The organism is Solibacillus sp. iso_87 (genome assembly GCF_056173085.1).
The window spans coordinates 190,800-213,392 of the sequence record NZ_CM149656.1; the positions used below are offsets into that span (position 1 = coordinate 190,800).

A 22,593-nucleotide genomic window follows, 5' to 3' on the forward strand; every position below is an offset into this window, starting at 1 on the left:
AAAATTAAGAACCGATTGAATTTGAAAAGCCCTTCATTCTGAAAACAGAATGAGGGGCTATTTTTGTAATGATTCAGATTTTTGTATTAAGCCTGCTGGAATTCCTCTTTTAAAATAGAGTAATATACACTATCTACGAGAGTACCTTTAATCATGTGATTTTTTCGCATCGTTCCTTCATGGGTCATCCCTAAACGCTGCATTACTTTAGCGGAAGCCGCATTTTGAACGTGAGATTCCGCAAATACTCGTTCTAAGCCAAGTGTATTGAAGGCTAGATCCAATACAACTTTGCTGGCTTCTGTTATATAGCCTTTTCCCCAGAAGCAGCGGTTTAACGTAAAGCCGAGTTCACCGCTTTTATTCCATTCATGGATACGGAATTCGATCGCACCGATCATTTTATTGCTTTCTCTTAATACGATCGCATACTTTCCGGCAGGTTCTTTCATAAAATAATTCTCAATCATCTTCTTCGTTTGATCCAGATCTTTGTGTGTATGATAAAGAAATTTAGTTGTTTCTTCATCCGCTGTATATTCGTACATATCTTCAGTATCTTCAATAGAAATTGGACGCAAAAATAGACGTTCGCTTTCCAAATGACTGTTTTTTTCAAGCAATAAATTAAGATTTTCCATTTGTTTTCTCCAATAATATGTTTTTTATTCGAGAGTGCTATAGGCTTGCTTATCATAACATAATATACATTTTTTAACTATACAAAGAAAAAGCAACATCCTACAAAAAGATGTTGCTTTAAGAATTAAATATTCGAATGATGGGCAGCAGAAGTAGAGATTTTTTCTTCTCTTCCGTTTGTTTTTCTCGTTAAAGAAAAGACTGCACATGCCAATGCCACTAGTACAAGTGCGCCACCGTACCAAGCTGCTTGTGAAATTGTGGCTGTTTGATTTATTACAATACCGCCAAATGCTGAACCCATCGAAATCCCGATCTGTAAAGCTGAATTATTAAAGCTTTGCTGGATATCAGATGTAGCAGGATCTGTCTGAATCAAGTAGCTTTGCTGTGGTGGTGATAAACTCCAGCTTAGCGCTCCCCAAATCATCATAATTGGTATGAAAATGATAAGAGAGAATGTTGTGAATGGCAGGATGAATAGCACGACTGCAAATGAAACAATAACGAAAATAATACTTTTTGGTGCGCCGATTTTATCCGAAAGCGTCCCGCCAAATGCGCCGCCACTTACTGCAGCAATCCCGAATAATAGGTAGCATAGACTGATCCAGCTGGAATTCAGACTAAGTTCTGTTTCCAAAAACGGCGTGAAGTACGCGTACATCGTATAGTGTCCTGCCAGCATAAACATTGTTGCAAGGTGGGCACTTCCTATTTTGGAGCTGGCAACCGCCTTTAATTGTTGCGAAAGTGGGATTGTCATTTCCCCAGGAACCTTCTCTAAGAAGATTGAAATAAGGATAAATGAGCCTACCGATAAAATCGCAATGCCTAGGAAAATTACACGCCATCCGAAATAATCTGAAATTAAAATGCCAAGCGGTACACCTAATACAAGCGAAGAACTAATTCCCATATAAATGAAACCAAGTGCCTTCGCACGATGCGCCGGCGAAACAACTTTTGCAGCGATGATTAAAGAAAGCACGGTAATCAGTGAAGTACTCATCGCACTTAAAATACGTGCAACCATCATAAATGTGAATGTCACACTGAAATACATCATGATGTTACTGATGAAGAAAATAAACAACGAAATTAGATATAACTTTTTCCGTTCAACTTTACTCGTTAAAACTAATAACACAGGACCGGCGATTGCATAAATAAGGGCAAATACTGTAATCAGCTGTCCGGCAGTGCTTATTGAAATATTCATATCAGTTGCAATAATTGGGAGAATGCCTCCAACGATTAATTCTACCAATCCAACAGCAACTGTTGATAATGCAAGTATTAAAACTTTGAAATTCATATTTTGTCTAACTTCCTTTCTTTGAATAAATAAAAAAATCCTGATTACAAAAAATGAAAAAAATCATTTTCTGTAATCAGGATTTTATGGTTCCTGGTAGAGACCCTCAAGCCATATTCTTGAGGTTATACAGTTACTATTAACTTGGATGAATGAGCACTTTGATAGTTTACTCGTTTTCGAAAAGAATTTCAAGTATATATTATTCAGTAAAAAAGCTGCCCTCGGTATAAGGCAAGGGCAGCTTTTTGAAAGGTCTTCATTAAAAGCTGAAGTGATCAGGATCCGGCCCGATACGCAAATCTTGGTTAAGGCCATTAATCAGTTCCATATCTTCATTAGTCAGTTCAAAATCAAAAATATCGGCATTTTCTACAATGCGATGTTCTTTCGTTGATTTTGGAATCGTTACAACACCGTTTTGCAGATCCCATCTTAAAATAACCTGAGAAACAGTTTTATTATATTTGGCAGCCAATTCGTTTAGTAGGGGGTTGTCCAATAATTTTGCCTGCATTAACGGAGACCATGCCTCGAACTGAATGTCGTTGTTTTCACAGAAAGCTTTTACTTCCGATTGAGCTAAGCGAGGGTGGTATTCCACCTGGTTGATCATCGGTTTGATTTCTGCATCTTTCATCAAATCTTCTAAATGATGAACTTGGAAGTTACAAACGCCGATCGCTTTCACTTTTCCTTCTTTATAAAGTGTTTCCATCGCGCGCCATGCATCTTTGTATTTATCTACAACTGCCCAGTGTATAAGATATAAATCCAAATATTCAAGACCTAACTTCTTTAAACTTGTTTCGTAGGCAGCAAGTGTTTCTTCATAGCCTAAATCTGTATTCCACACTTTAGAAGTGATGAACAGTTCTTCTCTTGAAATGCCGGTTTCTTTTAGTGCTTCACGGATTGCTTCGCCGACGCCCTCTTCATTTTGATAAACAGCAGCTGTATCGATACTGCGGTAACCGTGTTTAATCGCAAATTTTATCGCGTTTAACAGGTCAGGTCCTTCCTCAACTAAATATGTACCGATTCCTAGCCAAGGCATTTTAACACCGTTATTTAATGTTGTTGTATCTTGCAAACTTTTGAGCATCGTAAAACCTCCATCTGTAAAATAACACTTAATAGTGCAACTTCAATAATATACCATGAAAATTAAAGGAGGACCTATTAAATAAAAGCAAAACAGAGTGCTGATAAAATATTTGTAATTTTCATTTAGAATTCACAATTATATAGAAAAAGTTGTAAAAAAAATAAATAAAAGGTTGTATTAAATTAACTTTTGACTTCTTTATATATTAGAAAGTTCATTATGAAGGATAAAAAGGAATAACAGAGTGTTAAACAACAAGCCTTTCTTTTTTTTATATATTTAAGAACATACGTTTCGTTTATGGGAGAAAGAGTATATAAAGGATGTGATTATGGATGTATTTAGATGAACAAAAAATAAAAGAATTTGAAAATGAAAATACCGAATTATTACAGAATGATATAGTATCCTCCTTTTTAAAACAACCATCAAATAAACAAATTTATTACAGGGCTATTTCGAACCCAACAAAGGAAAATATGAAAGAATTAGATAATAAATTTAAGCAATTTTATTTTAATATCAGATTCATATCTCATATATCTACAACATTGCATTTTAATTCTGTTAACTTCGATAAACGACAGAGAAAACTACAATCAAGATTTCAAGCACCACGGAATATCGTCAGAGAATCAGGTTTTGAAAGTGAAGAAAACAACTACCTTGAATCTATACCTGATGAAAATGCAAATATTTCTCTAAATACTTTCTTATCAAAAGAAGATATTACTAAACAAATTTCAAGCCCTGCTTTATATCAAGCCTTGAATGGATTATCTCCAAAACAAAAGCAAATTATTAATTTAGCTTATGTAAACGGATTAAGTGATACTGAAATTAGCAATTTGTTAGGCAAAAGCCAACAAGCTGTTTCCAAAATGCATAAAAATGCTTTAGGCAATCTTCTAAAATTCCTTGAATCTAATAAAGCGGAAGGCGGGTCTGCAAGTGTTATTAAATACATCTGAACTAATAACTGTAATAGGGAATTTTGGATTTCCAATAGCGATAACTGTATATCTGTTTATAAGGTTTGAGAAAAAAATCGAAAACCTAGAGAATAGTATTCTCAAATTATCAAACGTGATAAATGATTTAGAGAAAGGATTGAATAGAAAAAATGAATAAAGACTTGATTACCTTAGTCAAAGAATCAAAATATGATAATTCGGCTCTATTAAATGTTATAACCCTCTTTGAACCAAAATTAAATAAAGTTATTTATCAAACCCAACCACTATATAGAGAAGATTTACAGCAGGATTTATTAATTAAAATGATGAGTTGTATTAAAAAGTATGACACAAACTCGGTTCCAGGATTTTGGGAAATGAAGAAACAATATTCTAAAAACTAAGTATAAAACAGCCTTTTAATTGGCCGTTTTTATAATTGCCGTCAAAAAAGCACCGATGGACATGCAAAAATGCATAAAAATCCGGTGCTTTTACTTTTCTAATATATACCCATTTGCTTATATTAAGGAAAAATTAGTATAATATGTTATCTTCTTAATATGCTGCTTGATATGCTTATTTCGTTCTATCAGTTTCTCCTACCAATTGAAAAAAAGAAGGAGCCTTAGAGAAGTACTTTTTATTTTTAACTTTGGTAATAATCATTAGTAATAATTCTTGTTCCAAATCTTCCTGGTACTGACGCTGTGTTTGCTTTAAAACACTTTTTATTTTTGGAGATAACATACGAACGATATCTTCTTCAAAATTTCCACTCATAATTTGCCCCCTTATCCGTTAAATCGCTGCTTTATTTTCTTTAATATGGTGTTTTTTCTTTTATTAACTGCCTGTACTGTAAGTCCCAATATCTGTGCTACTTCTTTTTCTTCAAGTCCTTTTACATAAAGTAAGTACAATAATTCTTTGTTTTTTGGCTTCAAATTATCGACAATCATATAGAGCTGCTTATTGGAAATGATTTCACCAATATTCTCATAACTATCAGCAGCGTATTCGTCATAATTAATTACTTTGTCATCTTCAACAGTCTCCCGCACCAGTATATCTTCAAATCCATTATCCTGATTTAAAATTAGAGGATATTTTTCGGAATGGTCGCGTATTTTCATGTCAAAACGTTGCGCATCAAAATGAAGTGTTTTAGAAAAGTAACTTAAAATTTGGATTTTACGACAGTACTGTGAAAAGTGGTATTCAATGATTTCTTTAGTAAATTCATCTGGGTCATTCAAATAGTCTAGATATAAAGCTTTCATATTTTCATTCTTTAAAAAAGAAATTATTAAAGGATTTTCCATAGCCCATTCCATCCCCCCTACCAATAAGAGAACTTATGTTCTTATTTTATCATAAAAAAAAGGTATTCTTCAGTTATTTTCTTTTTTCTCTCTTTCTGCAACAACAATTAAACTGATAGTATAATCAGCTACTGTTATAAACACAAATTCCACTGGTGATATCCTTTGTAAAGCTGTTCCGTAATAAATTACTCCTTTCATTATTTATATTTATTAAAGAGGTAAAATTTATCTTTTTTTCAACTTTTCTCTTTTAAATACTTATTTAAGGACTTACAGGTTGGGTACAAAAGTCTAATGATTATTGTTATGGAAATGTAGGGGTTCATGGTGGGGATTTTGTCATTGTAAATATTTTACTAAGTTAAATAATTTATGTTACGGTAAATATTGGAGAAATTTATTTTAATTTTTTTCAAATTGAGGTTTTGTTGTAAAACTTAAATATTTAATATTCTAAGGAGGCAATCATTAATTGAAGAATCTAAAAAAGCTTATTTTTTGTAATGTTGTTTTACTATTCCTCTTTGGTTGCTCAGTGGATCCAAAAGAAGAAAAGGCAAATGAAGATTCGAATAATAATACATCAATAGGTGTAGATGCAATAGATACGGAAGAAGCACTTAGAAAAGGTTCAAGTTCTGTAGAAGAAACAAATGAAAATGAAGGCGACTCCAACGGTAATTTTACTGAGGAAAATTTGAATGCTGATGATTCTTCTGAGGGACTCGTCATGAGAGAACAAAAAGATAGTACTGATAATAAAAAGAAAGAGAATAGTGAGCTTTCTAAGTATTCGCCAGAACAAATCGAATATGCTAGAGTCTGGTTGCAACTAGGTCCAAATCAGGAGATAGATGAATTGTATGTGAAAGAAATTTCTGAAGGAACCCTTCTTAATCCTGAAGATAATATGAGCGTAAAATATCCCGAAGATGTTGTACAATTAACTGGTTCACGATTAGTTGATGGGATAGTAACTTATAGTAGTAATGGAGATGGCACGATTAATGTCTATAATGTACCATTGCGATGGTATGGTGGCTTTACTCCTCCTAAAGATATAGATAAAGAAGAAGTACATCAGGAAATGGAAGATATAATCAATAATACAAAAAAAGTTTATATCCATCCTAACAATGAGGAAAAGATAATAGCGCTTATAAAGAAAATTAAAACTAATTAATCAAGCTTTCATTATGTTAAGAAATCCAAAAGGGGATGTTCTAAAGTAGAACATCCCCCTTAATATATTTGATGTTATTTAAAAACTTGAACACATCGGTTGTAATACATTCTACGATCTTCTAAACCGTTGTAACCACCATTTACTCTTTTTGTTACAGCTTCAACAGTAGGGTTAGTATCACATAATGCATTCATTTTATTGTTATCCCACCAGAAGCCTGCACTTGTCCAGGGGTAATTGGTTGCTACATAGTTAACACCTTGATTTACGACTTCTTGGTCGCCGATAGCTTGCGAAAACTTTGTATAATTGTAACGCCCTGTTAACTGAATATATCCGCCACCTTTATACTTCGGACCATCCCCAGGTTGAGTATTTCCTAAATCTGCACGTCCTTCGTAGGCTTCACCGGATGCTAACTCTTTTGTCCATCTGCCTGCACCTGACTCATGACTACACTGACTAATAAAATGGCGAACTCTAGAATTTGTCGTAATATTATATCGCTGTAAACAGCTATTCAAATCAGCAATAATCTTCGCAGAAAGATATGTGCTTGACCACCCGATTTGATTTAATTGACTTTCTGTTACATAAGTTACGGCTGAATCGCCATCGCCTGTATCGCCGCCAGAACCTGTTCCGTTATCATATACTTTCAACACTTGCCCCACTTGGATTTTATTTGGATCTGTAATATTGTTCAAAGATTGGATTTCAGCTAATGTCATTCCAAAGCGTATGGCAATGCTACCTAAATTATCACCGGACTTTACTGTATACGTTGTTGTTTTCGGTGCTGTACCACCACCAGAACCTGTTCCGTTATCGTATACTTTCAACACTTGGCCAATTTGAATTTTATTGGGGTCCGTAATATTGTTCAAGGATTGGATCTCGGCTAATGTCATACCGAATTTAATGGCGATACTGCCTAAATTGTCACCGGATTTTACTGTATACGTTGTTGTTTTCGGTGCTGTACCACCACCAGAACCTGTTCCGTTATCGTATACTTTCAACACTTGGCCAATTTGGATTTTATTGGGGTCCGTAATATTGTTCAAGGATTGGATCTGAGCCAGCGTCATGCCAAATTTAATGGCAATGCTACCTAAATTATCACCGGACTTTACTGTATACGTTGTTGTTTTCGGTGCTGTACCACCACCAGAACCTGTTCCGTTATCGTATACTTTCAACACTTGGCCAATTTGGATTTTATTGGGGTCCGTAATATTGTTCAAGGATTGGATCTGAGCCAGCGTCATGCCAAATTTAATGGCGATACTGCCTAAATTGTCACCCGACTTTACTGTATATGTTGTTGTTTTCGGTGCTGTGCCACCGCCAGAACCTGTTCCATTATCGTATACTTTCAACACTTGGCCAATTTGAATTTTATTGGGGTCCGTAATATTGTTCAAGGATTGGATCTGAGCCAGCGTCATGCCAAATTTAATGGCGATACTGCCTAAGTTATCACCTGATTTTACTGTATAAGTTGTTGTGTTTGGAGTTGAACCACCCCCAGAAGTATTGCTGTAAACTTTTAGAACTTGACCAATTTGAATTTTGTTAGGGTCGGCAATGTTATTCAATGATTGGATTTCGGCCAGCGTCATACCAAATTTAATGGCAATACTGCCTAAATTGTCACCCGACTTTACTGTGTAAGTTGTGATTGTAGCGTACGTTGTTACCATATTAATTACCTCTCGTTTCTTTCAATTAGTATTTAGCTGGCCAGCTATACTTATAAAAGAAACATCATTAATGAAAAAAACAACCTATGTCCATAAATAATAAAAGATTTCGCTTATTTATATTTAACCAATCTTTAGCTTCATAAAAAGGAGTGTCCATATCTAAGTTACAGTGAAAAAATTAATAATCGTCGATAGTAGAATTTGAAAACATTCGAAGAGGGGAGGAATAATTTAAATAGGGAATAAAGAGGGTCTGCCAAAATCAGTTTGGGGATGGGGGAATTTCTCCTGAATATAAAAGCAGCAACTTTCTCATAGAGAAAAGTGCTGCTTTTCGTTTTGTTTTATGTTCCTGGGGCAGTTGTATATTATCGTCCGTCCGTCCATTTATTATCTATACTTTAAACTTATGCATTACTTGCTGTAGATGATCGGCCATCTGGTTTAAAGATTGGGCAGAGGCACCCATTTCTTCCATAGAAGCATGAATTTCCTCTGTTGTAGCTGCAACTTCTTCTGCCGCTGCAGCAGTCGTTTGTGCATGGGTCACTAATGAAGTTGCTGTAGAAGAAGTTTGTTCAACAGAAGCCGCCATTTCCTGTGCAGTTGCTGTAACATCATTCACTTTAGGTGCGATAGTTTGCAGTGCCTCTAAAATTTGCTGGAATTTATCGGCTGTTTCGCTTGTCAGCTGCATACCTTGTTGAACATCTATCTTGGCATGATTCATTAATGAAACGGAACTTGCAGTGTCTTCCTGAATTCCTTTAATTAATACATTGATTTGCTCTGTTGAATGCTGTGAGCTCTCTGCAAGTTGACGAACTTCCTGTGCCACAACGGCAAAACCTTTTCCGTGCTCACCTGCACGAGCTGCTTCAATGGCCGCATTTAGCGCTAATAAATTTGTTTGGTTTGCAATACTATTAATAACATCGACAATGCTTCCAATTTCCTCAATACGCTTTGACAATGCGCGGATTTTTTCGTCTGACTGAGCGACCGAATCATCAATCGAATTCATTTGGTTCACTGTGTTTTGAACGACGATATTTCCTTCGTTTACTGTATCGATTGCATTAGTCGATAGAGAAGTGACCTCGTGTGAACGATTTGCAATTTCAATAATATTTTGAGCTAAGTGTTTCATTGATTGTGCATTTTGTTCATTACCTTTTAGTTGTTCGTCCGTGCTGATGGCTACTTCTTGAACTGCATGTGCGGATTGTTCTGTCGCCTCGATTGTTAAGTTTGTACTTTCTTTCAAAGAAGAGGCGGCTTCCCGCACACCGTCCGCACTATGTAACCCTTGTTGTATTAACGTACTTAAGTTCTCACGCATTGTATTAAATACTTCTCCTAAAAGCCCAATTTCATCTTTGGAATTTATATTTACTTTTACGGATAAATCACCCTCACTTATAAGGGTTGCTTTTTTAGATAATTCCTGAAGCGGTCCATTGATTGAACGGATAATCAAATAGACGAAAACCGCAGCGAAAATAAAGGCAATAAAGACAACGGTTAAATCAGAACGTAAATTTTCATTTGCAACAGCCTCTGCTTCGCTATCAAACGTTTTCGCTAGTATTGTCCATCCTGTTTGTTCATTTTTAACGTAAAAAGTTTTGGTCTGATCGTCTTTTATAACACCATTATTTTCATTAATATTATTACTGATTGACTCCCCGGCTGCTGAACCGATTTCGATATCAGGTGCTGCCATATAGTTATTTTTACTATCCAAAAGCATTGTGAAGCCTTTCTCGCCAATCATAACTGAATCATTAATCTCAGCTAATTTTTGAATCGCCAGATCAATCCCGATTACGCCTGATTTGTCCGTTAATTGTTGCGCAATCGTTACGACAAGAGTGCCGGAACTTGTTGCAACATACGGATCGGTAATAATTACTTCGCCCTTTGCTTCAATTGCCTGAATATACCAAGGGCGTTCCCGTGGATCGTAGCCTGCTTCGTATTGATGTGCGGGGCGACGTAGCATTTGACCATCAGTTGTACCTACATAGGCAATGTTGATTTCTGGGTGAAGTGCGAGATACTCATCGAATAAGGAATTGATTTTATCATTATTATCCAGAGTATCTTGTGAAATATATGATGACAAATATGACAGCTGCTGAAGCTTTGGCTGAATTGTTTCTGTAATCTTTGAATTTAATAAATTTAAATTATGTTCGGCAGTTGACTCATGCTCTTCAAAAATTAGGTTTTTTGTATTGTTATATGAAAAAAAAGATACAGTTAAGGTCGGTATTAAGAGTACAATTGCAAATGCAAAAACAAGTCTAAATTTAATGGACCACTTAGTAAAAAAATTCAAAATTAAAACATTCCTTTTCTGTTTAGGATAATAGTTTAAAAAATCATTGTTTATCGCTAATACTTTATTACTATTATGTAATTATTGCAATACTTATTTTACTATTAAAATTTAAAACTGTATAACTCTGCGCTAGGGGATTAACTAGACCTAAATAAAGGGACACACTAATAAGGAGGCATGACCCTGGAAGTGAAAGCATTCTAATCAAATGAATTCAAATGAATTCAATAAAAATACCATTCCAATTAAATTGGAATGGCATTATATAGTTCTCTATATCGTTTTTACTACTGATGATATTCAAATTAACGATTGCATTGATACAGTCAAACTTTTATAATTCGGAACCGCGTTTATCTTCTGCTACCATGATTAAAATCTTGCCAGCTTCAAATTGTTCGTTGTAGCGCTCTGCCTCGTCTTCTGGAATACCCATACCGACTAAAGCACCGACGATTCCACCGACCATTACACCGGTAGCTAATCCGGTTAACCCTGCTGCGATTGGTCCGGCTGCAACAACAGGTCCGATACCTGGAATCGCAAGTGCACCAAGTCCGACAATAACACCGCCGAGTCCGCCTAATGTACCGCCGGCAGCAACACCTGTAATTGCACCTTCCATGGCATTTGCACCGGTTTCATTGGAGATTGCATCTACATCGGATACATTTTTACTAATAATTGAAATATCCTTTGCGCTGTATCCTTGTCGTTTTAATTCTTCAACTGCTTTAATTGCTTCTGCTTCTGTATCATAATATCCTACAACATGTTTTGCCATTTCCCTCATCCTCTCAAATCTCTATTCATATATTAAAATTTACCCTGGAGGAATATTTGTAAACATGAGGAAACAGGGAACGTCTACTTCATATAGGAACGAAAAAAGAAAGCCATCCTGATGAATCAGGAATGACTTTCTGCAGTTTTATTATAAAAGTGTTGTACCGCGTGAATTTTCATCTACCATAATTAAAATTTTACCAGATTCAAATTGTTCATTGTAACGGTCTGCTTCATCTTCTGGAATCCCCATACCGATAAGAGCACCCGTCAAGCCGCCGACACCTGCACCAGCTGCCGCGCCTGTAATACCGGCAACAATTGGACCTGCTGCTACAATAGGGCCGATACCTGGAATGGCCAATGCGCCGAGACCTGCAAGCACGCCGCCAATTCCGCCTAATGCACCGCCCGCAGCTGCGCCTGTAGCTGCACCTTCTGCAACGTTTGCACCTGTTTCATCGGAAATCGTATCAACATCCGATTGGCTTTTACTGATAACTGAAATATCTTCAGTACGGTAACCTTGTCGTTTTAAATCCTCGATTGCATCGATTGCTTCTGCTTCTGTATCATAATACCCCACAATATGTTTTACCATTTCTATCATCCTCCTCATTTGAATGTTGCACACTGTAAATTTACCCGCGTCATTTGATTGTAAACATTACACGTTAAAACCGATGCTGATTAGAGGGGAAACGGAACATTAGGATAAATATAATTTTGCCATCCAAAAGCCGGCAAAAGCAATGGATAGGCCGACCGTATAAGTGAGTAAAGAATAGAGTACAAATTGTTTCCATTGTTTTGCATGGACAAGTGTCAGACTTTCCAATTTGAAAGTAGAGAATGTAGTGAACGCTCCTAAAAATCCGATACCCAAAATAAGGTTTACATTTGTATGAAGATGTATATTAACCAAAAATCCCAATGCAAACGAGCCGAGCATATTTACAGTAAAAGTACCAAAGTGAACAAATCGGTTTGTATGATTGAGCCGCTTAGAAATAACAGCGCGCAAAATGGCTCCGAAAAATCCACCAACGGCCACTAACAAGAAATTCATCATATTGGTTCTTCCCTTTCCGAAAGGCTTTTCCCGATTTTCATACCAAGCGCAACAAAAATTAATCCGAAGATGGCGCTAATGAAAATATAAAGGATTGCGGAAAAGAAAAAGTGATGCTGCAGCAGCTGGATAACTTCGACACTGAACGTGGAAAAAGTCGTAAACGAACCGATTAAACCGGTTTTGAATGCTGATAAATAGTCAGGATTAACTGTTAGTTTTAGTTCAAACCCCGAGGAGAGCATCCCTAAAAGAAAGCAGCCTGCCAAATTTACTGCAACCGTCGCAAAGGGAAAGGCAGCTGTCTCGTTTGTTAACAAAAACAGGGATACACTATATCTTAATGCCGCTCCAATAGCACCGCCAATTCCTATTAAAATCATTAGCAAATTCAGTAACCTCCCTTAAATAAAACAGACTCCCGCCAGTTCACTAAACTGACAGGAGTCATTCGTCTATAGGCGGTTAAGGGCGAACTTTATCGCCTATCATGTTCTATTTACTACATTAATTTATCAATTAATGGTAAGTCAAGATACTCGTAAAAAATGTTAGGAACTTCCGTGAATTGGAATTACGGAGAATGCCTGTATCTGTTTAATAAGGGGAGACAAATCGTTCCTTCATCGTTATTCTTAAATAATGGAAGTAGGAGGAATAAGCGTGCAACCATTAATATATGGAATTCTATTGGCATTTGGCTTAATTTTGCCATTAGGTTTCAAAACGTATTTATTTTTACAATCGGGGTAATCGGAACAAGTTCATTAGCTTATACAGGTTATGAGAAATGGATGTTTACATTGGCTTGTATAGTCGTATCATGGATTTGGTTTCTGTCACTTGCCATTGTCGGGAGAAAGATTGGACAAATTGACAGTAACGGAAGATTCCTAAATTATCTTAATAAAATAACTGCAGTAATTATTTGGATAATGGCGCTGTATATGGGCTATCAGCTTTATGCATTGCTTCGTGAATAGGAAAGACGACCGAACCAATACGAGGCTAACAATACCGAATAATATTGTGTTAGGAAAATTATACTCTTACCGGGATCCAATAAATGCATCTATAAACACAGAAACTAATAACTCATCAAAACGTAGAAAGCTTAAAGGTACTAAATTGAAGGGGGAATAACAGATGAAGTTCTTTAAGAGGGGTACTGTCCTGATATCTATAATAAGTTTAATGTTATTGTCGGGATGTGGAGATGCACAGACGGAGAAAGAGGATATAGAAAACATTAAAAAAGAGGCGGCTGAGAAAGTAGCGGAAGAAAAAATTCCGCGTGCAGGCAGGACGGTAGAAGAAATGGTCGGTCAAAAAGCGGGTGTATTAATTGAATTACATATGGATCAGCAGTTGGAAACACTTGGTGGCTGGGATAATCAGCGGTACCGGGATTTCCTTGAGCAAACTTTCAATCCTATTTTAGAAAAGGAGCTCACAACATATTTTAATGAACACAAAGAAATGAGCAGTGAGGAAATATATGATTACCTTGTATATACACTCGGATCTGGAAATCACAAAAATTATTATGAGCAGCTAATCAACTATGAGCATGGTTATGTTATGCCAGACTTGCCGGATGGCGAGGATATAGAGACGACTAAACAAAAGAAAATGAATGTAGTTGTACTGATGGATGCAAGCGGAAGCATGAATGGACAATTAGGGAATAAAACGAAAATGGATTTGGCTAAAGCAGCAATTGCCAAATTTGCAAAAGAAATTCCGAGCGATGCTAACTTATCGTTAATTACTTATGGACATATCGGTTCGTCATCAACATCCGATAAAGCGGCATCTTGTTCGACGATACAATCGATTTACCCTTTATCTTCTTATGATGCCGAAAAATTCACCAGTGCACTAAATTCTTTTGAAGCGAAAGGCTGGACACCATTGGCAGGAGCGATTCAAAAAGCAGAGGAACTGTTGCAAGCCTTTCCTGCTGAGGACTATTCGAATGTTGTTTATATGGTGAGCGATGGGGTGGAAACATGTGATGGAGATCCGGTTGCAGCAGCGAAGCAGCTTCAAAATCAGAGTATAAAGGCAAAGGTCAATATTATCGGTTTTGACGTAGATAATGAAGGTCAGCAGCAATTGAAACAGGTAGCGAATTCTGGTGGCGGTGAATACATCACAGTGAATGACCCTGCCGAACTTGAAGTACAGATGACGAAAAAATGGAAGCCTTCTATTGGCCAGCTAGTATGGACACAAGGAGTGACAATGCAGCAGTTTACGGATGCTATGGATCGCATGAATCAAATTTACAACCCTTTATATTTGGTTTCCGATGCAGAGCAAAATCGTATTAGGTATGCACTTAATTTCATGGCAAATGAAGATTTGATTACAAATGAAGTAAAAAATCAAGTGTGGAAAATAGCTGATTCCTTCCATGACTTACGGAACGATCATTTTAGAGAAATAAAAGAAAAAAAAGAAGTCGAGCGAGAGCAGGCAGGCGAGGAAATCAATGCAAAGGTTGAAGAATGGCGCCAAAAGTGGAAGAGTGAATAAAGGAATAGAGCAAAAGGAAATGTACCATTTTATAGTTCACTTTTAGAAATTGGAGGAAGTGAATATGGCTATTAAACAAACGAATAAAACGAATAAGAAAAAGAAACGCCGTTCACTTTGGCCAGGTTATCAAAAAGGAGATGGCATCATTGCAGTTTTTATGCTGATTGCCCTGCTTATTTTGTTGGCATCCTTCATCATATGGGGAGTATCCTTCTTTATTGAAGAGCATTTTATTGTTCACGAGATGATGAATGCCCTTGCTGCGGCAGGGGTAAGTGTATGTTTTGGGATAGGGTTCATTGGGCTCGTTTTTGGGACAAAGAACTGGTTCGGAAAAATGGTTAGTGTAGTTATTGCATTTATCATGATCGGAGTTGGTTACTCTTTTGCAGAAACATCGGCCCTCCTCTATAAAGATAAAGTGGCTTATGAAAGTAAAGACTTTGAAGAGATGGTCGCTGTTCCGATAGGAGTGGAATACGAACCGCCCGATTACGGTCTTCCGAAACTGATGAAGCTTGAGTTTGAAGAGCTAACAATCGATGTATATAATTTGGAGATTTACAGGAGAGAATACGAAGCGAATTGGAAAGGGAAGCAGCTCGAAATTGTTTATCTGCCAAACAGTCATTTTGCGGTAAGTGTAAAAGAATATGTAGAATAAGCAGCTGACCTTGCTGGCTATATTCACCTGTTAAGTAACTCGGAAAACAAGAGAATTTTATGTTTTTCGAGCTTTTTTATTGTCTGGGAAAGAGTGGGTTTCTTGTAGCCCTAAAGAACGACTTGGGCTAAGATCGCAAATAATTTCGTTAAATTATGTTAGAATATTTAATGGAGCTATTTAACTTACGCTCACGACTGTCTGCGCGGTAAAAAAATCATTTCTTTTTTTGTTTCTGAATTGAAGGGATCAATTGCAGATGATTTACCGTAACCACCCTTTCCCTTAAAAGATCCATCCACCCCTAATAAATGTTCCTTTGAAACAAAAGAAGTATAAGTACAGAAAGGATTTGATTGAATGAGATCTGAGATTACAGCAGATCAAAATTTAAGAGAACGAGACTTATATCAAGAAGAAGCAACTAGTGACTATACTTTTGACCGAGTTCCGCGTGAAGAGCGCAAAATGGGCTGGTTAAGTATCACAAATATAACGTTTGGCATCGCAACTGCCATCTTCTATTTCCAGATGGGAAGCGTCATGGCACTACAGTTCGGAGCGGTCAATGCGCTCATCTCGGCTGGCTATGCCATTATAGTCGCAGGTATTCTCGGAAGCATCATTGTTTATTTATCGGCTAAGTCCGGCATGAACGTTAACTTATTATCCCGCGGAGGATTCGGTTATATCGGAGCCTCATTAACCTCATTAATTTACGCATCAAACTTTATTATGTATTGTGCATTTGAAGGTATGATTTTAGTCGCTGCAGTTCATGCATATTTCCCGGCGATTCCAATCTGGCTTTTAATTGTATTCTTTGGTTCCATAGTAATTCCGTTAAACTGGTTTGGCATTAAACAATTGGACAAACTTCAAAAGTGGTCATTGCCGATTTTTGGGTTCTTCCTCATTACGGCCATTGTTATTGCTTTCAACACTCCATCACTAAACTCCGGTAATTTCTGGACCTATATGCCTGAAGGTGTTCAAATAGGCGGTACGGCATTGCTGTTATGTATCGGAATGCAACACGGTATCATGGGACTTACAGCTTTGATTGCCTCAGATTATGCACGCTTCCTGAAACCGAAAGATTTGAAAGTCGGCTCAATTGCCATCGGATTTATTCCGCAAATCTTCTGTTTTGGTGTAATGGGCGGCCTTGGCATTTGGTTCGGTGTAAAATTCGCCGAAGCTAATCCCGGCGTTTATATCGTGACATTGTTAGGGCTCGGTGGTGTCGTATTTACGGTACTTACACAGGTTCGAATTAATATAACGAATATTTACAGCAGCTCACTTTCCCTCTCGAACTTTTTTGAAAACATGTTTGGCTTTACACCAGGGCGCCGTTTTTGGGTAGTAGTAGGTGGAGTCATTGCGATGATATTGATGCTTGGTGGTATTGTCGATCATCTACAAATTGCGATGACGTTCCAAGGTGTAGCACTGATGAGCTGGGCAGCAGTACTCGTAACGGAAGCACTCGTTCTCAAAAAATGGCTGAAAATCGGCCCACGCTATTACGAATCCAGACAGGAAAACCTGTTTAAATGGAATCCGGTTGGTGTCATTGCGTTGATTGTCCCAACTATAATCGGCACAATCGCAGCGCTCGGATATATGGGCACATTCCTGCAAAATACTGCCGCCTTTTTCGCGGCACTTATGGCAGCAATTCTGACTGTCATTTTAGGGTTGGCGACAAAAGGGCGTTACTATAGCAAGAAAGAAACAAATGATATTCCGAAAGAGGATTGGATTGCTTAAGTAGTTCAATCATGTCAAAACCTCTAAACTCCAAAGTTTAGAGGTTTTTTTAATATACTTTTATCTAAATATAGTCGATGGGATTTTTTTTACTTCTTCAACTTATAACAACACATCCCAACATTTTCAAAATATTATTTACAATTCCAATAAAGATAGTATACAATAATATCGTTGAATTTTTTGAATTTATAGAAAATAAAAGGGTGGATAATTAGGATGGAAATTAAAAATGATTATTTAGTAATTGGCGATTTGAACGCACCTGTAATAATTGAAGTGTTTTTAAATTACGCGTGTCCGTATTGTGCGACGTTTTACGATTTAGTTGATAATACACTTCCAAAGTATTTCGCAGAAAATAAAGTAGCGTTAGTAGTAAAGCATTATGACAAACCACGTGAAATGTTATTGCCTGGGACGTTAATCAATGCAAATTTAGATTATTCTACTCCAGAAAGAACATTAGAAATCATAAGTCAATTATTTAAGGATCAAGCGACATGGGATAAATATTCAAGTTTTGAAATAAAGAAATACATTGAAGCGAAATATAACTTAAAAGAAGAATTTTCAAATATCGACCGTAGCTTACAAATTACTGCTGAGGCAATTGAGCGTAATGTAAAAATGGTGCCTACTGTATTTATCAATGAATTGGAATTTCAATACCCTCGTGAAATTTTTGCAGAAGAATTAGTAGAGGTTATAGAGAAAGAACTAGAAAAGGTGGAAGCTTAAATGAAAAGTTTAAAGAAATTATCATTTCTCATTTTTTTTAGTTCTTTAATATTACTGTTAGCTGCTTGTGGCGATGATGATGGGGAAGGGGCTGGGTCAACGTCAAAAGAAACGAATGCTGACAGTGGGGAAAAAGAGGTCTTAGTTGTAGGTTCATCAGGAATTTATCCTCCATTTATTTCAGTGGATGAAGACGGTAAAGCGCAAGGATATGACGTAGAAGTATTAGAAAAAGTTGGCGAAGCATTAGGGTATGAAATTAAGTGGGAGTTCGCTGAGTTTTCAGGTATCTTTGGTATGCTCGATGCCGGAAAAATTGATACGGTATCCAATTTAATTGCAATGACAGAAGAACGCCGTGCAAAATATGACTTTTCAACACCTTATGCTTATTCAGGTGCTACTCTAGTTGTACATGAAGATAATAATAGTATTAACAGTATTGAAGACTTAAAAGGTAAAAAAGTGGGTGTTTTACTAGGAAATAACTTGCATCAATTTTTAGAGAAATGGAATGAGGAAAATGGTGGCGAAATCATCATTACACCGTACCAGGATGTAAGCGGAACATATAATGAAGTGGCATTAGGACGATTAGATGCATTTATTGATGTGAAAATTACTGCAGCATCTCGTATTCGTGATGAAGGTTTACCATTAAAGATTTACGGTGAAGAATATTTAGTTAACTTTGACTATGGCTTCCCGTTTGTACGCTCTGAAGAAAATAAAGAGTTTTTAGAAGCGTTTAGTGCAGAAATACAAAAGCTACAAGATAATGGCACATTAAAAGAGCTATCTGATAAGTGGAGTGCAATTGATGTAACAATTCCACATAAATAATCTTTAATAGAGGCTGTCCAGAGTAATCTCTGAACAGCCTTCTGATTTCTAGTTCCATAGAAAAGAGGGATTTTGTGAATTTTGATGTTGGTTATATGATTGATATTTTTCCGAGAATCATAGAATATTTACCAATTGTTTTATACATGGGGACACTTTCCTTTATATTAGCAGTCGTTATTGGTCTTCTATTTGCTGTAATAATTAATTTTAAAGTTCCCGTTCTTTATCAGATTTTAATTGTTATTATTTCTTATTTCCGTGGAGTCCCTACGCTCATTCAGATTTTTATTTTTTATTTTGGGATACCTCAATTATTTCCTAGCTTCAGCTCATTAGATGCGATTACAGCTGTTATTTTTGCGCTAAGTGTAAAAAATGCAGCATATTTATCGGAAGTATTTCGTTCTGCATTTTTAGCGGTTGATAAAGGTCAATTTGAAGCATGTGATGCTGTGAACATGACAAAGTGGCAAGGGTTACGTACGGTTATTTTGCCTCAAGTATTACGTGTTGCAATTCCGGCATCAGGAAATTATTACATTATGATGATTAAAGAAACATCATTAGCTTTTACGATCGGTGTTGTGGATATGCTTGCTCGGGCAAAGCTCGAATCAGCTGTCACTTATAAATTTCTAGAAGCGTATTTAACAGTTGGTTTAATTTATTGGGCTATTACAGTAATTTTAGCTTTCTTACAGTCAAAACTTGAAAATTATGTAGAGCGTCCGTACCAAAAGGAGGCAACAAAATGATTAAAATCCAGAATTTGCATAAAAGCTATGGGAACACTGCGGTTTTAAAAGGAATAGAGGTAGAGATTAAAGACGGCGAGGTACTTGCTATTATCGGTCCTTCAGGATCAGGGAAATCCACATTTTTACGTTGTTTAAATTTTTTGGAGAAAGCAGAAAAGGGTATTATTCAAATAGAAAGCGAAAAAGTGAATTTAGAGAAGTTTCAAAAATCCCAAGTAGTGAAATTACGCGGGAAAACAGGAATGGTATTCCAAAATTATAATCTATTTAAAAATAAAACAGCTTTACATAACGTATCTGAACCATTGCGCCTATCTAAGAAAATCTCCAAGAAGCAGGCTGAGGAAATAGCATACCAAATACTAGCTGAGGTTGGATTAAAAGGGAAAGAACTTAATTATCCTGTCGCGCTTTCAGGAGGGCAACAGCAGCGAGTTGGCATAGCAAGAGCACTTGCGCTCGATCCATATGTCATTTTATTTGATGAGCCGACGTCATCACTTGACCCAGAGCTTGTAGAAGAAGTTTTAAATGTAATGAAGGCCGTTATTAAACAAGGCCGAACAATGATTGTTGTAACACATGAAATGGAGTTTGCAAAAGAAGTGGCGGATCGTGTGATTTTCATGGCAGATGGACATATTGTTGAGGAGGGGACGCCAAAAGAGATTTTCGAGAACCCTCAAAATGAACGAACAAAACGTTTTTTAAAAAATTATCTAACGCTTCATAATTTAGGCGGAGATGGTATTTGAACTAAGTATCTAAAGTAAAAACCGCTACGATAAATTGAAAAGGTAGTGACCCCTTAAAGGTAGAGTTTTTATTATGCAGCTAATTGGCTGGTATGAGTTCGGTATTTTACCGGGCTCGTGCCGGTCAGTTTTTGTTTAATTCGTCATTGTTATAGTAATTAATATACTTCTCAATTTCCTTCTTTAAAGCTTCATAGGAGGTTAATTTTTCCCCATAATACATCTATTGTTTGAGTAAGCCAAAGATGCTCTCCATACTCGCATTGTCTGCAGCTTTACGAGACATACCTTGGAAAATCTTGTTTCGCTTTAATGTTTTACCCATTTGTTATGTTGATAGTATTAATAATATTATTCCTTTTGTTTCCCAACAAACTCCAATGAGTAAATATGCGTTTGGGATAAGGCAATGACTTCTTCAATAAAATCTTCTTTGGATTCTTTGAAATTGCTGTTGATCCAATTTTGAATAAGTCCGTAAAATCCGTATGCAGCATATCGTTTAAAGTAATCCATGTTTACTGGGGTATTATTAATTGTCTGGAATATAAACTGTTCCTCATAAATCTTCAGGATTATTTGAGGGAATTTCGTGTGTAAGCCTGTTAATGTATCATCGTATTTAATTAGTTCGAAAAAGTCCTTGTTATCATATATGTAAGAAATAATATTGAAGGATGGGGCATTTAGTTTTGTTGTATATATTTTTTGTCCGGGTATGTATGGTTTTCCGACAGACTCCTCTAATCCTGCGAGCATTGTTTCAAGCAAATCCTCTGCCAGCTGAATTTTATCCTGGTAATGCACATAAAACGTACTGCGATTGTAAGAAGCTTGATCGACAATATCCTTTACGGAAATAGCATGATAGCCTTTCTTTTTGATAAGTTCAATTAACGCTAATTTAAAATGTTCTTTTGTTCGATTTTTTCGCTTGGATGTATCTATTTGGTTATTTTCCACAATAATCCCTCCGTCTAAAAAGGACAAAATAATAGTAAGTGTCTACTAATTATACATTTTACAATATATTAATGATTGTTGTATTTAAAGAAATTGTTAAAATTAAATTGTAAAACAAATTACACATATTTCTATTATTTTTGTTTAATCTAACTTTGATGTGTGTGTTTTTAACGAATTTTTATACTGGAGGAATAAAAGATGGGGAAATTACAAAATAAAGTAGCAGTCATCACGGGTGGCGCATCTGGTATCGGTGCAGCTACAGCGAAATTATTTGTTTCTGAAGGTGCTAAAGTCGTACTTGTTGATTTAAATGAAGAAAAAGGGAAAGCTTTCGAAGCAGAATTGAAAGCGCTTAACGCTGACGCATTATTTGTTAAAGCAAATATTACAAGTGAAGAAGAAGTAGCAAATATTTTTAAACAGACAATTGAAGCATTTGGCAAAGTAGACGTAGTATTTAACAATGCAGGCATCGGCCGTGTTTTCCCTTCACATGAATTGGAATATTCAGAGTGGCGCAACACAGTCAATGTCGACTTAGATGGTGTTTTCCTGGTAGCCCGTGAAGCAATCCGTGAAATGCTAAAATCTGGCGGAGGTTCAATTATCAATACCGCTTCTATGTACGGTTGGGTAGGTTCACCTGGATCGGCAGCATACAATGCGGCAAAAGGTGGCGTAATAAACTTAACACGCTCACTTGCACTTGAATATGCAGAGCAGAATATTCGTGTGAACTCACTATGCCCAGGCTTCATTGACACACCGATTATTCCGGAAGAAAGCAAACAAGCATTAGCTTCAATGACACCGATGAAACGTCTTGGACAAGCAGAAGAAATGGCAAAAGCCGTATTATTTATGGCAAGTGACGATTCTTCATTCATGACCGGCAACAGCTTAACGGTTGATGGTGGATATACAGCTCAATAATGTTCTGATTCAAAGCGCACTTTCAATTTGAAAGTGCGTTTTTTATATATTGTGCTGTTTTTATTAGAACAGTTGAGGGGGAATATTAGATAAAGTGCTGGCGATATTAGCAATTTCTAAAAGGATATCAACACAAAGCGGACTCTTTTTAGAAC

Annotated in this window: 25 protein-coding genes, 1 pseudogene and 1 riboswitch; of the genes and pseudogenes, 13 read left to right on the forward strand and 13 right to left on the reverse strand. The window is 36.5% G+C overall.

Translation table 11 applies throughout. The features are described from left to right. Window positions 1-86: 86 nt before the first annotated feature. The 3 genes from AC0VXV_RS00945 to AC0VXV_RS00955 form a co-directional block, all read right to left on the reverse strand. Entirely contained in the window at window positions 87-641 is a 555-nt protein-coding gene (locus tag AC0VXV_RS00945; protein WP_475529956.1) for a GNAT family N-acetyltransferase, read from the reverse strand. Between the two features lie 125 nt (window positions 642-766). After that, window positions 767-1,960: an MFS transporter gene (locus AC0VXV_RS00950; RefSeq protein WP_475529957.1), complete on the reverse strand. Its 1,194-nt coding sequence runs from the start codon at window positions 1,958-1,960 to the stop codon at window positions 767-769. A 53-nt stretch (window positions 1,961-2,013) separates the two neighbouring features. Next, a riboswitch (purine riboswitch) is annotated at window positions 2,014-2,113 on the reverse strand. A 109-nt stretch (window positions 2,114-2,222) separates the two neighbouring features. Beyond that, window positions 2,223-3,065 carry an aldo/keto reductase gene (locus AC0VXV_RS00955; protein WP_475529958.1) on the reverse strand — a complete coding sequence of 281 codons (843 nt, stop codon included), beginning with the start codon at window positions 3,063-3,065 and terminating at the stop codon, window positions 2,223-2,225. A gap of 338 nt (window positions 3,066-3,403) precedes the next feature. Between AC0VXV_RS00955 and AC0VXV_RS00960 the strand changes: the two genes are divergently transcribed. Genes AC0VXV_RS00960 through AC0VXV_RS00970 form a run of 3 tightly spaced genes read left to right on the forward strand, consistent with a single transcriptional unit; the run spans window position 3,404 to window position 4,428 of the window. Continuing rightward, window positions 3,404-4,039 (forward strand): sigma-70 family RNA polymerase sigma factor, encoded by a 636-nt coding sequence (locus AC0VXV_RS00960; RefSeq protein ID WP_475529959.1) that lies wholly within the window; start codon window positions 3,404-3,406, stop codon window positions 4,037-4,039. Continuing rightward, on the forward strand, window positions 4,020-4,199 hold the full coding sequence (locus tag AC0VXV_RS00965; RefSeq protein WP_475529960.1) for a YvrJ family protein: 180 nt from the start codon (window positions 4,020-4,022) through the stop codon (window positions 4,197-4,199). The genes AC0VXV_RS00960 and AC0VXV_RS00965 overlap by 20 nt, the downstream gene beginning before the upstream one ends. Beyond that, the gene (locus AC0VXV_RS00970) at window positions 4,192-4,428 is read left to right on the forward strand and encodes a helix-turn-helix domain-containing protein (RefSeq protein ID WP_475529961.1); all 237 of its coding nucleotides are present in this window, start codon (window positions 4,192-4,194) and stop codon (window positions 4,426-4,428) included. Before AC0VXV_RS00965 ends, AC0VXV_RS00970 begins: the two co-directional genes overlap by 8 nt. Before the next feature lie 175 nt (window positions 4,429-4,603). Here AC0VXV_RS00970 and AC0VXV_RS00975 read toward each other — a convergent pair whose 3' ends face one another. Continuing rightward, window positions 4,604-4,807 carry a hypothetical protein gene (locus AC0VXV_RS00975; protein ID WP_475529962.1) on the reverse strand — a complete coding sequence of 68 codons (204 nt, stop codon included), beginning with the start codon at window positions 4,805-4,807 and terminating at the stop codon, window positions 4,604-4,606. A gap of 11 nt (window positions 4,808-4,818) precedes the next feature. Beyond that, complete coding sequence (locus AC0VXV_RS00980; protein WP_475529963.1) at window positions 4,819-5,361, reverse strand: sigma factor-like helix-turn-helix DNA-binding protein; 543 nt, start codon at window positions 5,359-5,361, stop codon at window positions 4,819-4,821. Between the two features lie 463 nt (window positions 5,362-5,824). Here AC0VXV_RS00980 and AC0VXV_RS00985 point away from each other — a divergent pair, with 463 nt between their 5' ends. Then, window positions 5,825-6,535, forward strand: coding sequence for a hypothetical protein (locus tag AC0VXV_RS00985; RefSeq protein ID WP_475529964.1), 711 nt, complete (start codon window positions 5,825-5,827; stop codon window positions 6,533-6,535). A gap of 74 nt (window positions 6,536-6,609) precedes the next feature. Here AC0VXV_RS00985 and AC0VXV_RS00990 read toward each other — a convergent pair whose 3' ends face one another. The 6 genes from AC0VXV_RS00990 to crcB (AC0VXV_RS01015) all read right to left on the reverse strand — a co-directional run bounded on the left by AC0VXV_RS00990 (window position 6,610) and on the right by crcB (AC0VXV_RS01015) (window position 12,835). Further along, on the reverse strand, window positions 6,610-8,244 hold the full coding sequence (locus AC0VXV_RS00990; protein ID WP_475529965.1) for a LysM peptidoglycan-binding domain-containing protein: 1,635 nt from the start codon (window positions 8,242-8,244) through the stop codon (window positions 6,610-6,612). 397 nt (window positions 8,245-8,641) lie between these two features. Continuing rightward, window positions 8,642-10,591 (reverse strand): methyl-accepting chemotaxis protein, encoded by a 1,950-nt coding sequence (locus tag AC0VXV_RS00995; protein ID WP_475529966.1) that lies wholly within the window; start codon window positions 10,589-10,591, stop codon window positions 8,642-8,644. A 337-nt stretch (window positions 10,592-10,928) separates the two neighbouring features. Then, window positions 10,929-11,378, reverse strand: coding sequence for a general stress protein (locus tag AC0VXV_RS01000; protein ID WP_475529967.1), 450 nt, complete (start codon window positions 11,376-11,378; stop codon window positions 10,929-10,931). A 150-nt stretch (window positions 11,379-11,528) separates the two neighbouring features. Further along, entirely contained in the window at window positions 11,529-11,981 is a 453-nt protein-coding gene (locus AC0VXV_RS01005; RefSeq protein WP_475529968.1) for a general stress protein, read from the reverse strand. A 108-nt stretch (window positions 11,982-12,089) separates the two neighbouring features. Then, complete coding sequence (gene crcB / locus AC0VXV_RS01010) at window positions 12,090-12,452, reverse strand: fluoride efflux transporter CrcB (RefSeq protein ID WP_475529969.1); 363 nt, start codon at window positions 12,450-12,452, stop codon at window positions 12,090-12,092. Continuing rightward, complete coding sequence (gene crcB, locus AC0VXV_RS01015; RefSeq protein ID WP_475531378.1) at window positions 12,449-12,835, reverse strand: fluoride efflux transporter CrcB; 387 nt, start codon at window positions 12,833-12,835, stop codon at window positions 12,449-12,451. Before crcB (AC0VXV_RS01015) ends, crcB (AC0VXV_RS01010) begins: the two co-directional genes overlap by 4 nt. Before the next feature lie 357 nt (window positions 12,836-13,192). Here crcB (AC0VXV_RS01015) and AC0VXV_RS01020 point away from each other — a divergent pair. The 8 genes and pseudogenes from AC0VXV_RS01020 to AC0VXV_RS01055 all read left to right on the forward strand — a co-directional run. Continuing rightward, window positions 13,193-13,435, forward strand: a pseudogene (locus AC0VXV_RS01020) (LysE/ArgO family amino acid transporter); the annotation flags it as partial. Window positions 13,436-13,598: 163 nt separating this feature from the next. Further along, the gene (locus AC0VXV_RS01025) at window positions 13,599-14,993 is read left to right on the forward strand and encodes a vWA domain-containing protein (RefSeq protein ID WP_475529970.1); all 1,395 of its coding nucleotides are present in this window, start codon (window positions 13,599-13,601) and stop codon (window positions 14,991-14,993) included. A 64-nt stretch (window positions 14,994-15,057) separates the two neighbouring features. Beyond that, on the forward strand, window positions 15,058-15,660 hold the full coding sequence (locus tag AC0VXV_RS01030) for a hypothetical protein (protein ID WP_475529971.1): 603 nt from the start codon (window positions 15,058-15,060) through the stop codon (window positions 15,658-15,660). Window positions 15,661-16,020: 360 nt separating this feature from the next. After that, a complete protein-coding gene (locus tag AC0VXV_RS01035) occupies window positions 16,021-17,436 on the forward strand; it encodes a purine-cytosine permease family protein (protein WP_475529972.1) in 1,416 nt (471 codons plus the stop codon). Window positions 17,437-17,655: 219 nt separating this feature from the next. After that, on the forward strand, window positions 17,656-18,177 hold the full coding sequence (locus AC0VXV_RS01040; RefSeq protein ID WP_475529973.1) for a thioredoxin domain-containing protein: 522 nt from the start codon (window positions 17,656-17,658) through the stop codon (window positions 18,175-18,177). Then, window positions 18,178-19,020, forward strand: coding sequence for a transporter substrate-binding domain-containing protein (locus tag AC0VXV_RS01045; protein WP_475529974.1), 843 nt, complete (start codon window positions 18,178-18,180; stop codon window positions 19,018-19,020). A 74-nt stretch (window positions 19,021-19,094) separates the two neighbouring features. Then, window positions 19,095-19,778: an amino acid ABC transporter permease gene (locus tag AC0VXV_RS01050; RefSeq protein WP_475529975.1), complete on the forward strand. Its 684-nt coding sequence runs from the start codon at window positions 19,095-19,097 to the stop codon at window positions 19,776-19,778. Continuing rightward, the gene (locus AC0VXV_RS01055; RefSeq protein WP_475529976.1) at window positions 19,775-20,536 is read left to right on the forward strand and encodes an amino acid ABC transporter ATP-binding protein; all 762 of its coding nucleotides are present in this window, start codon (window positions 19,775-19,777) and stop codon (window positions 20,534-20,536) included. Before AC0VXV_RS01050 ends, AC0VXV_RS01055 begins: the two co-directional genes overlap by 4 nt. 124 nt (window positions 20,537-20,660) lie before the next feature. Here the strand turns inward: AC0VXV_RS01055 and AC0VXV_RS01060 are convergent, their stop codons facing one another. Then, a complete protein-coding gene (locus tag AC0VXV_RS01060; RefSeq protein ID WP_475529977.1) occupies window positions 20,661-20,759 on the reverse strand; it encodes an IS3 family transposase in 99 nt (32 codons plus the stop codon). Window positions 20,760-20,887: 128 nt separating this feature from the next. Then, window positions 20,888-21,499, reverse strand: coding sequence for a TetR/AcrR family transcriptional regulator (locus AC0VXV_RS01065; protein WP_475529978.1), 612 nt, complete (start codon window positions 21,497-21,499; stop codon window positions 20,888-20,890). Between the two features lie 201 nt (window positions 21,500-21,700). Here AC0VXV_RS01065 and AC0VXV_RS01070 point away from each other — a divergent pair, with 201 nt between their 5' ends. Further along, the gene (locus AC0VXV_RS01070) at window positions 21,701-22,438 is read left to right on the forward strand and encodes an SDR family NAD(P)-dependent oxidoreductase (protein WP_475529979.1); all 738 of its coding nucleotides are present in this window, start codon (window positions 21,701-21,703) and stop codon (window positions 22,436-22,438) included. The last annotated feature ends 155 nt before the right edge of the window (window positions 22,439-22,593 follow it).